This is a genomic window from Alsobacter sp. R-9 (assembly GCF_054612375.1).
In genome coordinates this window covers 1-14557 of record NZ_JBTSWJ010000003.1, presented here as the reverse complement: position 1 = coordinate 14557, position 14557 = coordinate 1, and the positions used below count along the sequence as shown (strand labels likewise).

At 75.2% G+C, this 14557-nt stretch carries 9 protein-coding genes; 7 read left to right on the top strand and 2 right to left on the bottom strand.

Annotated features, from left to right (window positions below):
• Positions 1–7: 7 nt before the first annotated feature.
• The 4 genes from ureG to ACX9GQ_RS05505 all read left to right on the top strand — a co-directional run bounded on the left by ureG (position 8) and on the right by ACX9GQ_RS05505 (position 3982).
• Positions 8–643 carry an urease accessory protein UreG gene (gene ureG / locus ACX9GQ_RS05520; protein WP_459628551.1) on the top strand — a complete coding sequence of 212 codons (636 nt, stop codon included), beginning with the start codon at positions 8–10 and terminating at the stop codon, positions 641–643.
• Positions 644–696: 53 nt separating this feature from the next.
• Positions 697–1233: a HupE/UreJ family protein gene (locus tag ACX9GQ_RS05515; RefSeq protein ID WP_459628550.1), complete on the top strand. Its 537-nt coding sequence runs from the start codon at positions 697–699 to the stop codon at positions 1231–1233.
• Positions 1234–1347: 114 nt separating this feature from the next.
• Positions 1348–2475 (top strand): NAD(P)/FAD-dependent oxidoreductase, encoded by a 1128-nt coding sequence (locus tag ACX9GQ_RS05510; protein WP_459628549.1) that lies wholly within the window; start codon positions 1348–1350, stop codon positions 2473–2475.
• 22 nt (positions 2476–2497) lie between these two features.
• The gene (locus ACX9GQ_RS05505) at positions 2498–3982 is read left to right on the top strand and encodes a mannitol dehydrogenase family protein (RefSeq protein ID WP_459628548.1); all 1485 of its coding nucleotides are present in this window, start codon (positions 2498–2500) and stop codon (positions 3980–3982) included.
• Between the two features lie 6 nt (positions 3983–3988).
• Here the strand turns inward: ACX9GQ_RS05505 and pbpC are convergent, their stop codons facing one another.
• Together pbpC and ACX9GQ_RS05495 are read right to left on the bottom strand one after the other, a co-directional pair.
• Entirely contained in the window at positions 3989–6079 is a 2091-nt protein-coding gene (pbpC, locus tag ACX9GQ_RS05500; RefSeq protein WP_459628547.1) for a penicillin-binding protein 1C, read from the bottom strand.
• A 16-nt stretch (positions 6080–6095) separates the two neighbouring features.
• Entirely contained in the window at positions 6096–11408 is a 5313-nt protein-coding gene (locus tag ACX9GQ_RS05495; protein WP_459628546.1) for an alpha-2-macroglobulin family protein, read from the bottom strand.
• Between the two features lie 118 nt (positions 11409–11526).
• Between ACX9GQ_RS05495 and ACX9GQ_RS05490 the strand changes: the two genes are divergently transcribed.
• The 3 genes from ACX9GQ_RS05490 to ACX9GQ_RS05480 form a co-directional block, all read left to right on the top strand.
• The gene (locus ACX9GQ_RS05490; RefSeq protein ID WP_459628545.1) at positions 11527–12963 is read left to right on the top strand and encodes a peptidoglycan-binding protein; all 1437 of its coding nucleotides are present in this window, start codon (positions 11527–11529) and stop codon (positions 12961–12963) included.
• 382 nt (positions 12964–13345) lie between these two features.
• Positions 13346–14197, top strand: a complete 852-nt coding sequence (locus tag ACX9GQ_RS05485; RefSeq protein ID WP_459628544.1) for an ImuA family protein — start codon at positions 13346–13348, stop codon at positions 14195–14197.
• The coding region (locus tag ACX9GQ_RS05480; protein ID WP_459628543.1) for a Y-family DNA polymerase at positions 14088–14557 on the top strand (470 nt) is incomplete at its 3' end. The genes ACX9GQ_RS05485 and ACX9GQ_RS05480, both read left to right, overlap by 110 nt.

The window sequence follows — 14557 nt, the reverse complement described above, 5'->3', positions numbered from 1 at the left end:
ATCGACGATGACCCGTTCCACCGATGGCCGCTCTCTCCATGGCCCCCTGCGCGTCGGCATCGGCGGGCCCGTCGGCTCCGGCAAGACGGCGCTGATGGAGGCGCTGTGCAAGCGTTTCCGCGACACCTACGACATCTGCGCCATCACCAACGACATCTACACCAAGGAGGACGCGCGCCTCCTCACCGTCGCCGGCGCCCTGCCGGAGGAGCGGATCATGGGCGTGGAGACGGGCGGCTGCCCGCACACCGCGATCCGCGAGGACTGCTCGATCAACCTCGCCGCGGTCGACGCCATGGTGAAGCGCTTCCCGGCGCTCGACGTGGTCCTCATCGAGTCGGGCGGCGACAACCTCGCCGCGACGTTCTCGCCCGAGCTCGCGGACATCACGGTCTACGTCATCGACGTCGCCGGCGGCGAGAAGATCCCGCGCAAGGGCGGGCCGGGCATCACCCGCTCCGACCTGCTCGTGATCAACAAGATCGACCTCGCCCCGTTCGTCGGCGCCGACCTCGGCGTGATGGACCGCGACGCGAAGCTGATGCGCCGGGACAAGCCCTTCGTCTTCACCAACGTCCGCGCCGGCGAGGGCGTGGCCGAGGTCGCGGCCTTCATCGAGAAGGCGGGCGGCCTCAAGGGTTGAGCGGAACGCTCCTTGCTTCGCCGTCCTCGCCAACACCGACACGAGGACGGCCCATGACCCCGCTCGCCCGCACTCTCGGCGCCGCAACGCTCTTCGCGATCACGACGCCGGCGCTCGCCCACACCGGCGCCGCGCCGCACGTCCACGGCCTTCTCGACGGTCTCGCCCATCCCTTCGGCGGCCTCGACCACCTCGCCGCGATGGTCGGCGTCGGGGCGTGGGCCGGGATGGCGGGCGGCCGGGCGCTGTGGGCCTGGCCCCTCGCCTTCGTCGCCGCCATGGCCGCGGCGGCCGGGCTCGGCGCCGCCGGCCTGCCCCTGCCCTTCGGCGAGGCGGGCATCACGCTGTCGCTCGTCGCCCTCGCCGGGCTGCTCGTCCTCGGGCGCCGCGTACCGGTGGGCTGGGGCGCGGCCGCCTGCGCCCTGTTCGCCACGATGCACGGCTGGGCGCACGGCGCCGAGATGCCTGCGAATGCGGCGGGCCTTGCCTACGGCGTAGGCTTCCTCGCGGCCACGGCCCTCTTGCATGCGTCTGGCCTCGCGGCCGTGCGCATGCTGCGACCCGCAGCGCCCGCGACAACGGCCGGCTGACGGTCCCCTGACGCCCCGCGCATGACTGCACCGCGCCCGCGCGGTGCAACCCTGTCGACCGTTGCCCCGGCCCCGATGCTCGGCTACGCATCGGGGAGAACAGGGGGAAACGCGATGGCGGACATCGACGCGACGGTCGTCGGCGCGGGCGTGATCGGGCTCGCGGTGGCACGCGCGCTGGCGCTGACGGGACGCTCCGTCGTGGTGCTGGAGGCGGCCGAGGGCATCGGGACCGGCACCTCCTCGCGCAACAGCGAGGTCATCCACGCCGGGCTCTACTACCCCGCGGGCAGCCTGAAGGCCCGCCTCTGCGTCGAGGGACGGCGCCTGCTCTACGCCTACTGCGCCAGCCGCGGCGTGCCGCACCGCCGCTGCGGCAAGCTCGTCGTCGCCACGTCCGACGACGAGCGCGCCGCCATCGAAGGCGTCTGGCGCAAGGGCCTCGCCAACGGGGTCGAGGACCTCGAGCTCATCGAGGGCGATGCCGCCCGGGCCATGGAGCCCGACCTTGCCTGCGTCGCGGCGCTGTGGTCCCCCGTCACCGGCATCCTCGACAGCCACGCCTACATGCTGGCGCTGCAGGGCGACGCCGAGAACGCCGGCGCGTCCTTCGCCTTCCACACGCCGTTCCTGCGGGCCGACGCGACGGGCAACGCCATCGCGGTGGAGACCGGGGGCGCCGAGCCGTGGCGCTTCACCACGACGCTCCTCGTCAACTGCGCCGGGCTCGACGCGTCGACCGTCGCGACCGCCGTGGAGGGGCTCGACGCAGGGCGGGTGCCGCCCACGCGCTATGCCAAGGGCAACTACTTCGTGCTCTCCGGCCGCGCGCCGTTCTCGCGGCTGATCTACCCGGCCCCGCACACGCACGGCCTCGGTGTGCACCTGACGCTCGACCTCGGCGGACAGGCCCGCTTCGGACCCGACGTCGAGTGGATCGACGAGCCCCGCTACGACGTCGACGGGTCGCGGGCCGACGGCTTCTACGCCGAGATCCGCAAGTACTGGCCGGCGCTGCCGGACGGTGCGCTGGCGCCCGGCTATGCGGGCATCCGCCCCAAGATCGCCGGGCCGCACGACCCGGCGCCCGACTTCCGCATCGACGGGCCGGCCGAGCACGGCGTGCCGGGCCTCGTGAACCTCCTCGGCATCGAGAGCCCGGGACTGACCGCCTCGCTCGCCATCGCCGCGGAGACGCTGCGCCGGATCGACGGGGACGTCCCCGCCGACCTCGCCGCCTGACAGGCCGAAAGGACACCCGCCGATGACACCGCCTCGCCTCTCGCCCGCCACGCTGGCGTCGTTGCCCGCGGGCGTGCAGCGCCCGGCCTACGACCGGGGCGCCGTGACGACGGGCATCGTGCACCTCGGCCTCGGCGCCTTCCACCGTGCCCACCAGGCCGTCTATACCGACGGCGCCCTGGCGGCGGGCGACCCTCGCTGGGGCATCCTCGGCGCCAGCCTGCGCGCGGCGGACACCCGCGACGCGCTACTGCCGCAGGACGGGCTCTACACTGTCGCCGTCCGTTCGGCCGAGGGCGAGAGCCTGCGCGTCGTCGGCGCGCTGCGCGGCGTGCTCGTGGCGCCGGAGGATCCCGCCCGCCTCGTCGCCGCCATGGCGGACCCCGCCGTGCGCATCGTCTCGCTGACGGTGACGGAGAAGGGCTACTGCCACGACCCGGCCGCGGGCACGCTCGACGAGAGCCATCCCGACATCCGCCACGACCTCGCGCACCCCGATGCGCCACGCTCGGCGCCCGGGTTCCTCGTCGCGGCGCTGGCGCGGCGGCGGGCGGCGGGCGTGCCGCCCTTCACGGTGCTGACCTGCGACAATCTCCCGGCAAACGGGCACACGGTGCACCGGGTCATCGCCCGGCTGGCCGCGCTCCGCGATCCCGGGCTCGGCCGCTTCGTGGCGGACGAGGTGTCGTGCCCCTCGACCATGGTGGACCGCATCGTGCCCGCGACGACGGACGCCGACCGTGCCCGCGTGGCGGAGACGCTCGGCGTCGCGGATGCGTGGCCGGTGATGACCGAGCCGTTCAGCCAGTGGGTGATCGAGGACCGCTTCCCGCAGGGGCGGCCCGACTGGGAGGCGCAGGGCGCCGAGCTCGTCGCCGACGTGGCGCCATTCGAGACGATGAAGCTGCGGCTCCTCAACGGCGCGCATTCCTCGCTGGCCTATCTCGGCTACCTCGCGGGGCGGGAGACCGTGGCCGACGCGATGGCGCTCGAGCCGCTCGCCGTCCATGTGCGCCGGCTGATGGACGAGGAAGCGACACCGACGCTGAGCCTGCCCCCCGGCGCCGACGTCGAGGGCTACAAGGACCGGCTCATCGCCCGGTTCCGCAACCCGGCCCTGCGCCACCGGACGTGGCAGATCGCCATGGACGGCACGCAGAAGCTGCCGCAGCGCCTCCTTGCCACCGCGCGCGACCGTCTCGCCGCCGGCGCGCCCGTCGACCGCATCGCGCTCGGGGTCGCCGCGTGGATGCGCTACGTCGCCGGGATGGACGAGGCTGGCAGGCCCATCGACGTGCGCGATCCGCTGGCCGCAGAGCTGCGACGCCGCGCCGACGAGGCCGGCCCCGTGGCGGCACGACTCGCCCCTGCACTGATGGGCCTCGAGAGCGTCTTCGGCCGCGGCCTCCCGGCAGACCCGCGCTTCACCGGCCCGGTGACGCGCGCCCTCGGCAGCCTGATCGAGCGCGGTGTCGCGGCGACGCTCGCGGCCGCGAACGCGCGCTGAAGGCCCCTACTCCACCCGCACCGTGACGCTGTCCGTCGCGCCGAGCGCGTCGACGACGGAGACGCGGGCGAAGCCGGCGCCGTCGGGCGTCCACAGCGCCTGCCGCCGGGCGGCTGCGACCGGGTCAGCCGCTGCGAGGGGGCGGCCGTTGACGAGCCATGTCAGCGGCGGCACGCCGCCGAGCGCCTTCATGGCGAGGGGCGCGGCCGCCGCCGCGGCGAGGCCGAGGTCGACGCGGGCGCCGTCCGGCGGGAAGGCGATGCGCAGCGCGGGAGCCGCAAGGCTTGCCGTCTTGGGGATGTCGCGGCGCAGCTGGCGCAGCGGCGGCGGCAGGTGCGCGGTCGTGGCGACGAGGACGTCGCGGGGCGGCGGGATGGGCTCGGGCTCGCCGCCGAGGCGCGCGAAGGCGTCGAACAGCAGCGGCGCCGCCACCTGCCGGCCGACGAGGCCCGTCACCGCCGCGCCGTCCGGCCGGCCGACCCAGACGCCCACCGTGTAGCGCCGGTCGAACCCCACCGCCCAGGCGTCGCGGTAGCCGTAGGACGTGCCGGTCTTGAAGGCGAGTTTCCCCGCCGGCGCGTTTGCCGGCGGCGGCGCGCCGCGCAGCACGTCGTAGACGTACCATGCCGCCACGGGCTCCGAGATGCGGACAGGCGGCCCGGGGGCCGTCTCCGCCGTCCAGCGCAGCGTCGGCACCTCGCCGCCGCGCGCGAAGCCGGCGTAGAGCCGCACGAGGTCGGCGAGGCGGATGCCGACGCCGCCGAGGCCGATGGCGAGGCCGGGCGGTGCCTCGCGCGGCAGAACGAGGTCGGCGCCGGCGTTGCGCAGCCGCGCCAGCAGGCGGGCCGGGCCCACCTCGGCGAGCAGTTCGACCGCCGGCACGTTGAGGGAGAGCTGCAACGCGCGGCGCGCCGTCACGGCGCCCTGGTAGGTGAGATCGAAGTTCTCCGGCGCATAGAGGCCGAAGCGGGAGGGCCGGTCGTCGAGCACCGTCTCAGGATGGGCGATGCCGTTCTCGAAGGCGAGGCCGTAGATGAAGGGCTTCAGCGCCGAGCCGGGCGAGCGGACCGCCTGGATCATGTCGAGCGCGCCCGCGCGTTCCGCCGCGAGGTAGTCGAGCCCGCCGACATGGGCGCGGACCTCGCCGGTGGCGTTGTCGACCACCAGCAGGCCCGCCGTCAGGCGCGGCCCGAGCGCCGGCACGCGCTCGCGCAGCAGCGACTCCAGCGTTGCCTGCAGCCGGCCGTCGACGGTGAGGCGATGCACGCGCCGGTCGGGCGCGGCGCGCACGGCGGCCTCGGCGGCGTGCGCGGCGAGCATCGGGCCGGGGCGACGGGCCGTGGGCACCGGCTCGGCACGCGCCGCCGCCACCTCGGCGGCGGGCATCAGGCCGCGGCCCTCGACGCGGGCGAGCACGCGCTCGCGCGCCTCCCGCGCGGCCTCGGGCCGGCGGTCCGGACGCCGCGCCTCCGGCGACTGCGGCAGCGCCACGAGGAGCGCCGCCTCCCCGGCGGAAAGGCGCTTCGGCTCCTTGCCGAAATAGGTGAGCGAGGCAGCGCGCACGCCCTCGAGGTTGCCGCCATAGGGCGCCAGCGCGAGATAGAGGTCGAGGATCCGGTCCTTGCCGAAACGCCGCTCCAGCTGCACCGCGCGCACCATCTGGCGCAGCTTGGCCGCGGCACTGCGTTCCTCGCGCGGCTCCAGCAGGCGCGCGACCTGCATGGTCAGCGTCGAGCCGCCGGAGACGATCCGCCCGTTGGCGACCGCCTGCCACGCGGCCCGCACCACGGCCCGCGGATCGACGCCGCGATGCTGCCGGAAGCGAGCGTCCTCGTAGGCCTCCAGCATCGCGATGAAGCGAGGGTCGACGTCCGCCGTCGTCACCGGCAGGCGCCAGCGCCCGTCCGCCGTGGTGAAGGCGCGCAGCAGTCGCCCCTCGCGGTCGAGCACGACGGTCGAGCCGTCCGGCACGCGGGAGAGGTCGAGCGGGCCGAGCGCGTCGACGAAGCGCCAGAGCGAAACACCCGCGACGACGGCCGCGGCCGCCGCGACGACGGCGGTTCGCTTCGCCCAGCGCTTCGCCCTGCCCGCGGCCACGGCGCGTCTCCCCGCCTCAGCGCGCCGGCGTCACCTCGACCGTGCCGTAGGCGGTCCGGCCGAAGCGCTCGGGGCGGTACATGTCCTCCACCACGGCCGGCGGATGCACGTAGCGGCCCGGCGAGACGGCCCGCACCGTGTAGGCCAGCGTGAAGAACGCGGGCTGGCCGGAACTGCGGTCGATGGCGGCGACGAACCGGTCGTCGCGGTACTCGGTGGCCACCGGCTCGATCTCCTGCTTCAGCCAGTCGAGCGGGGCCAGCGTATCGCCGTTGACGAGGCGCGGGTTGTCGATCTCGAGACCGGCCGGCAGCATGTCAACGAGCAGCAGGCGGGCGAACTTTGCCTCCGGCTCCGTGACCTTGAGCACCACCACCAGCCGGTCGTTCTGGCGCACGCTGGAGAGGTCCGTCCTGGTGCCGTCCAGCTTGTAGAAGCTGCGATCGACAGCGTAGCCCTGCGAGGCGGCGGGGTCGCGCGTCATCGGCTGACCGGAAAGCGTCAGCACCACCTGCGCCGGCGCCTGGCCCGCGTTGCCGACCGCCAGCGTGCGGCCCTCGATGGCCGGCCCCCTGAGCGTGCGGAACACGGCACCGTTCTGGCGGACGCCGTCGAGCGTGATCGCCATGCTCTCGCCCTCGCGGGCCAGCGCCGTGGCGGCGAGCACCATCCACGCATTCTCCTGCGTGCTGGTGTAGGCCGTCGCGCCGCGCGCCTCCTCGACCACCGCGCCGGCGCGCTGGATGAGGTCGCGGCCCTGGTTCGCCTCGGCGACGAGGGCGAGCACGCCCGCCCCGTCGCGCAGGCGCGAGCCGTAGTCGGCGCGCGAGACGGCGCCGTCCCGATAGGCGCGCAGGCGGTCGAGCGCGGAGCCGAACGCCGTCTGCGCCCGCCCCCGGTCGCCCAGCAGCGCCAGCGCGGCGGCGATCTGCGCGCGGGCCAGCGGCGTGGAGAAGGAGGTGAGCTTCGTGTCGGAGAGGTAGCGCAGGTCGCCCATCACCGGCCGCCCGTTGCGGGCCAGCACGTAGATGGCGTAGGCGAGCCCGGCCGCCCGGTCGTCGGCGACGTCCGTGGTGTTGGCGACGGTGTTGCGCAGCCGGTCGAGGGCCGTCTCCACCGCGCGCGTCGGGACGGCGAAGTTGCGCTCCCGCGCCCGGGTCAGGAAGTCCGTGACGAAGGCGTCGAGCCACACGTCCTCCGAGCCGCCGACCGACCACAGCCCGAACGAGCCGTTTGAATCCTGCCGCGACAGCACGCGCTCGATGGCGTCGCGGATGCGCTGGTCGACGCCGTCGTCGAGCGCCAGCGCCTGCGTCGCCGCGAGCCGGTTGACGTAGAGCAGCGGCATCGCCCGGCTGACGACCTGCTCGGTGCAGCCGTAGGGATAGCGGTCCAGCGCCTGCAGCAGCGCCGGCACGTCGATGCCGCCATAGGGCGAGACGGCCAGCGACACGGCGCCGGTGCCGGGCAGGAACTCGGCGACGAGATCGTCGCTGACGCTCACCGTGCCGCCGGGCGGCAGCGGCCGCACGATGCGCCGGTAGATCGTGGAGCTGCCCGGGTTCACGCGCAGCCGGAAGTTCTGCACGGCCTCGATGCCGGCGCCCGTGAGCTTCAGGTCGAAGGTGGCGGTGCCGAGCCCGGCCGCCGTCACCGGGATAGTCAGCGAGGCGCGGCCGTTGGCCGGCAGCTGGATGGTGCTGCGCGTCGCCGAGGCAGGCAGGACCACCGGTCCGGTCACGTCGAGGTCGACCGTGTAGGTCCCGGCCGGCCCCTCGACGTTGTCGATCTCCATGTGGAAGCGCGACTGGTCGCCGAGGTTGAGGAAGCGCGGCAGCGTGCCCGTCACCACCACGGGATCGCGGACGATGACCTCGGTGCTGGCGCTGCCGGTGCGGCCCTTCGACCACGCCACCGCCATCACCTTCACCGTGCCGTTGAAGGCCGGGAGGTCGAAGGACACGGTGGCGGTGCCGTCGGCCCCCACCTTCACCACGCCGGAGTAGCGGGCGAGCGGCTCCTGCGTCGGCGGGTTGGCATCGGCCGAGAGGCCGGCCGCGTCGCCGCCGCTGCGGATGGCGCCGCGCGTGCCCTGCATGCCGTCGATCAGGTAGCCGTAGAGGTCGCGCACCTCGAGCGGCAGCTGGCGCTGGCCGAAGAAGTGGGCGGAGGGATCGGGCAGCTCGTAGCCGGTGAGCGCCAGGATGCCGACGTCGACGGCGGCGACGGTGACGAAGGCCTCCTCGCCCGGCGACAGGCCGGCGAGCCTGACCGGGATCTCGAGCGCGCCGCGCGGGCGCACCTTCTTCGGCGGGTCGAGCGACACGGAGACGCTGCGCGCCGCCTTGTCGACGGCGAACCAGGCGACGCCGAGCGCGCGGCCCGGCATGCGCTTCGCCGCCTCCTCCAGCGGCCGGTGGGCGATGGCCATCACGTAGGCGCCCGCGCCCCAGCCGGCCTCGACCGGCAGGCTGACACGGTTCTCGCCCGGCTTCACCGCCAGCGTGCGGATCGTGCGCACCGCGTCGGAGACGACGGCGATCGTCGCCTGTCCCGCGAAGCGCGGGTTGAGCGTCACCTGCATCGTGTCGCCGGCGGCGTAGGCCGCCTTGTCGAGCGACACTTCCAGCAGGTCGGGCGTCTGGGCCGTGGCGTCGCCGCTCCAGCCGACCGTGTAGGCGACGCTGGTGGCGTCCCCGTCGCTGCCGCCGGTGACGTCGAGCCGGTAGCTGCCGATCTCGGCCGCGACCTCGATGCGCCCCGGCGCGGCGGCGGCCGCGTCGAGCGTGCCGTCGGCGACGCGTCGGGTGGAGGTGACCGGCTCGAACGACCAGCGGCCGTCCTGCTGGAACCACTGGTAGCGCTTCTCCACGCGGTTCAGCGTCCAGCGCAGGCCGCGCTTGGCGAGCCGCGCGCCGTCCGGGGCGACGTAGAGCACGTCGAAGCGGGCAGGCGTCCCCTCGCCGATGTCGTCGCCGAAGAGCCGCTTCACCGCGACCACCGGCCCGCGGGGGCGGATCGGGATCGTGACGGTACGCTGCACGGCGCGGCCGCCGGGCTCGCCGACGCGCAACGCGATCTTCGCCTCCAGCGGCCGGGGCGCCACCACCTCCGGCAGCGGCACGCTCACCGTGGCGCGACCCTTCGCGTCGGTCGTCACCGGGTCCTCGAGGCTGCCGGACGCAGGCTCGAAGCTCTCGTCGGCGAGGCCGACCGCGTAGCCCTCGAGCCCCGGCAGGCCCGGGCCCTCGGCCGGCTGCACCACGAACTCGCCGGTGACGTCGAGGTTGGAGCCCGGGGCCCCGTAGAGGAAGTTCGCCAGCACGTCGATGTCGGCCGGCTCGCCGGGCCCAAGAGTCTTCTGCTTCGGCGTCAGCTCCACCGACAGGCGCTCGGGGACGTAGTCCTCGACGAGGAAGCTCGTCTCGCCGATCGAGGGGCCCTTCGGGTCGGCGTAGGCGACGACGCGCCACGTGCCGTGGGCCGCGCCGGCGAGCAGCGGCAGCGCGAAGGCGCGCCCGCCCTGGCCCTGGTCCTGCACCACCGTGCGCTTGTACTCGACGCCGTCGGGGCGCCGGGCGACGAGGGTGAGCGGCAGGCCGGGCACGGCCACGCCGGCGGGGTCGCGCAGCAGCGCCGTGACGTAGACCGTCTCGCCCGTGCGGTAGACGCCGCGCTCGGCGTAGAGGAAGGCATCGAGCCCGCGCGGGGCGACGCGGCCCTTCACGCCGCGGTCGGTGAGGTCGAAGGCCGCCTGCCCGAGGTCGAGGAAGCCGTAGTCGCCGCCGGCGTCGCTGGCGACGACGAGGCTCGGCGCCATTCCGGCCGTGCCGCGCGCCAGCCCCGGGTCGAAGGCGACGTGACCGGTGGCGTCGGTCGGTCGGGTCGCGAGGATCTCGTTGTTGCGGGCGATGAGCCGGATCTCGACGTTCGCCATCGGCTGCGCCGAGGCGAGCGAGCGGACGAAGACGTGCACGCCGTCGTCGCCGACGAAGGCCGTGAGGCCGAGGTCGGACACCACGAACCACTGCGTGGCGCGGGTGCGCCAGTCGTCGGGGTCGTAGTCGTCGCCGGTGGTGGCCGAGGCGGAGGCAGACGGCGGCGTACCGTCGTTCGGCTTCGCCGTCATCACGTAGACGCCCGGCTGCAGCCTGCCCACCGCCTCCGTGACCGGGAAGGCGGTCACGACGTCGCGGTTGAGCTCGGAGCGGGTGTCCATGGTCCCGGTCCAGACCTTGACGCCCTTCTCGTTGCCGATCTGGCGGGCGCGGTAGGCCTCGAGCTGGCCGAGGAAGTCGTCGGAGCGCAGCGTCGGCAGCAGGTTGCGGTCCCCGATGCGGCTGATCTCGACGTCGACCCGGGCCGTATTGACCGAGACGAGCGGGATGCCCTCCTGCCCGACGCGCGGCAGCACGTAGTTGCGGCCGGTGAAACGCACGCTCGGCGAGCGGTCGCGGACGTAGATCTCGTAGTCGGCGTTCTTCAGCAGCGCCTCGCCGACGGAGGACGGCAGGCCCTGGCGCAGCACGATGGCGTAGCGCTCGCCGTGCTTCAGCCCGTCGACGCACAGCTGCTGCTCCTCGGCCGCGATGGCGGCGTTGGACGATCCCGCGACGGCGATGAAGGGCGCGAAGTCCACCTTGCCGCGCGCCAGCGGGTCGGAGAACTGGAAGCAGACGCGCGGCGAGGCGCTGTCCGAGTCCACCTTGTAGTCGGTGATGCGGAAGCCGTGCTGCTCGCGCATTGCCTGGTAGACGGACCGCAGGGCCGCGTCGTCGGCGAGCGCGAGGCTCTGGCGGTAGGCGTCGAGCGCCGGGCGCCAGATCTGGCGGGCGGCGAAGCTGTCGCCCAGCAAGGCGAGGGCGGCGGCCTCGTCGGCCCGCGCGGTGGCGCGCTGGTAGGCGGCGTAGGCGGCCACGGCGGCGCGCTGCTGCAGCTGCCACCGCTCGCTGCCGTTGGCCGGCGCCGCGGCGAAGGCGACGCGGGCGAAGGCCAGCCAGTTGGCCGGGTCGCGCGCATCGGCGGCGACGGCGGCGGCGAGGATGGCGAGACCCCGCTTCGCATCCCGGTTCGCGGCGGCGGTGCCTTCGGCGCGCAGCTGCGCGGCCGGACGGCCGGCGAGCGCCGCCGGGGCTTCCTTGCGCAGCTGTTCCTCCAGCCGCACCCCCTCGGAGGCAAGATCGTCGCGCACGAAGGCCTTCTGTGCCTGGGCCTGCGCCGCCGACGGCGGGGCGAGGCCAAGGGAGCCCAGCGGGCCGAAGGGGCCGGCCAGCAACAGGCCGGCCGCCAGGAGGAGGGTGGCGGAGAGGGTGCGGGTGAGCGCGCGCATCGTCGATGGGTCCGGACCGGGATGCGGAAGCGTAACACCGGAAGCGGCGTGTGCAATGACACTCGACCCCTGCGTGCGCTTCTGCGACAGTCCCGGCCATGCTCGACGGGGGCTGCCCATGAGGCGACGGCGGAATTCAGGTCCCGGCCATGGCGGATGCCTCGCCGTGGCGCTGGCGGTGGCGGTGGCGGTGGCGGGCATCACGGAGGCAGGCCCCGCGGCCGCGCAGCAGCCCACGGCGCAGGCGGCGCCCGTCGACCCCCTGTTCGCGGAGGCGCAGAAGACCTTCGAGGCCCTGCCGGAGGCCGACCGGCGCGCCGTTCAGGACGACCTGATCTGGACCGGCGACTTCACCGGGGCCGCCACGGGCGGCTTCGGCCCCCTCACCTTCCGCGCCATCGTCGCGCTGCAGAAGCGGTCCGGGTTGAAGCCGGACGGCATCCTGCAGCCGAAGGACCGCGCCGCGCTCGCCCAGACGGCGGCGAAGGCGCGCGATGCCGTGCGCTTCACGAAACTGCTCGACGGCCGCTCCGGCGCCCGGATCGGCGTGCCGCAGAAGCTCCTCGACCGCACCCGCCAGTCGCCCGACGGCACCGTCTTCGCCTCCGCCGACGGCACCGTGACGCTGGAGCTGACGGCGCCGAAGGCCGAGCTGCAGCCGCTCTACGACCTCCTGCGGGCCGACGGCCCGAAGCGGAAGGTCACCTACAAGGTGCTGCGCCCGGACTGGTTCGTCGTGTCCGGAGAGGGCGACGGGCGGCGCTTCTACACCCGCGTCGCCCAGACGCCCGCCGGCCTGCGCGGCTACACGCTGAGCTACCCCGTGGCGCGCGCCGCCGAGTTCGACCGCATCTCGATCGCCGTCGCCAACAGCTTCGAGCCCGTGCCCGGCGCCGCCGTGGCCACGGCGCCCGCGACGCCCGGCCCGTCCCCGGGGCAGCCTGCGGCGCAGGCACCGGGCCAGGCCCCGGCCACGGCTTCGGGGCCGCTGCTGCTGTCGGGCTTCGTGACCGGTCCCGGGCAGGTGGTGACGGTCGCCGCCGTCGAGGCCTGCCCCTCGCCGCTCGCCGGACGCCAGCCGGCGAAGATCCTCTCCGTGGACAAGGCGGCCGGCCTCGCGGTGCTCGACGTGCCCGGTCTCGCGGTCCCGGCGGGCGCGGTGCGGGAAGGGCGCCCGGCGGACGGCGAGCCGCTTGTCGTGCTGGCGCAGGCGGCCTTCGGGCGCGACGTGCAGCTCGCCGTCGTGCCCGCCGAGGCGCGCATGCCGGAGAGCGGGAAGGCCCGCGTGTTCGCGCCGCTGCAGCGCGGCGCGGCCGGCGCCGCCGTCTTCGACCGCTCCGGCGCCCTCGTCGGCCTCGTCGCCTCGCTGGCCGTCGAACCCCGCCTCGTCGCCGGCGTGATGCCGCAGGCGAGCTGGCCGCTGGTGCCCGCCGCGACCGCGCTGGCGGCCGGCAAGGCGCAGGCCTCGGCCGGGTCTCCTCCGGCGCAACCGCTGACCGCCGGCGCCATCGCCGCTGCCCAGCGCGGCCGCGTCGTCGCGGTGGAGTGCCGCTGAGGGGGGAAGGACCGGGCGCGGCCGCCCCTCATCCGGTCCCACGGGCGCGGGCTGTTGCCCGCTCCCGCATCCTTCGGAGCACGAGCCGGGCAAGCCCGGCGCGTGCGGGCCACCTTCTCCCCGTGCGACGGGGAGAAGGGAACGGTGCCGGCGCGGGAGCTGGAGAGGCGCAAGGTGAGGCGCGGTCGATGGGCGCCCCTTCGCCCCGCTTGCGGGGAGAAGGTGCCCCGAAGGGGCGGATGAGGGGCCGGTGTCCGGTTCTGACATCCCCTCTGCCGATCGTTCGATTCGACGGCGCGGTTGACTCGGTCGGCGTCGTCTGGAATCCGTATTGGAACAAAACAGGAACTCTTCCATTGACGGGCGTCGAGACCGTGGAGCCATGAGCGCGACCGCGAACCCTTTGCTGTTGCCTGCGCTGCGCGAGCGCGTCGCCGCCATCGGGGCGGACGGCCGCGCGCGGGCGCTGGCAGGGCCGGAGCGGGACCTCGCCGTCCCCCTCGGCCATGCGGCGGCCGACCGCATGCTCGGCGGCGGCCTGCGCCGGGGAGCCGTGCACGAGGTGCGGCCGGCGGCGGCGGGCGACGGCGCCGCGGCAACGGGCTTCGCGCTCGCCTGCGCCGCCCGGCTCACCCGCGCCGGCGGCACGCCGCGGCCGTGGCTGTGGGTCCGCCAGGACCTCGCCGGACGCGAGACGGGCGAGCCCTACGGCCCCGGCCTCGCCGCCTACGGGCTCGATCCCGGCGGACTCGTGCTCGTCGCCGTCGCCGACGCGCGCGACGTGCTGCGCGCCGCCGAGGAGGGACTGCGCTGCCGCGCGCTGGGCCTCGTGCTGGCCGAGCCCTGGGGCGATCCGAAGGCGCTCGACCTCACCGCCGCGCGGCGTCTCGCGCTGGCGGCCGAGGCCTCCGGCGTGCCGGCCCTGATGCTGCGCACCGGCGCCCATGCCGGGCCGCCGGGCGCCGCGACGCGCTGGTGCGTGGCGGCGGCGCCGAGCCTGCCGCTGCCTTCCCTCGGCCGCCTGCCGGGCGTCGGCCGCCCGGCCTTCGCCGTCACGCTCGAACGCCTGCGCCAGCCGGGAACGGTCGGCGAGGGTGGCTCCTGGACCATGGAGTGGGATCCCGATGAGCACCTCCTGCGAGACCCCGTCGTCGCGCCTGCTCGCGCTCGTCCTGCCGCGCCTGCCGACCGACCGGCTGCACCGGCTGAGGGCGACTGGCGCCGCGCCGGCTGACCCGCTCGTCGTCGTCGCGCGCGAGAACAACGCCCTCGTGCTCGCCGCCGTCGACGCGGCGGCGGCGCGGGCCGGGCTGTCGGCCGGCCTGCCGCTCGCCACCGCCCGCGCCATGGTGCCGGCGCTCGCGGTGGCGGAGGCGGACCCGGCGGCGGACGCGACGCTGCTCGACACCGTCGCCGGCTGGGCCGAGCGCTACACGCCCTTCGTCGGCCTCGACCCGCCGGACGGGCTGCTGCTCGATATCGGCGGATCGGCCCATCTCTTCGGCGGCGAGGCGGCGATGGTGCGCGACCTCGTGGGGCGCTGCGCCCGCGCCGGCCTCGCCGCCCGCGCCGCCGTCGCCGGCACGCGCGCGGC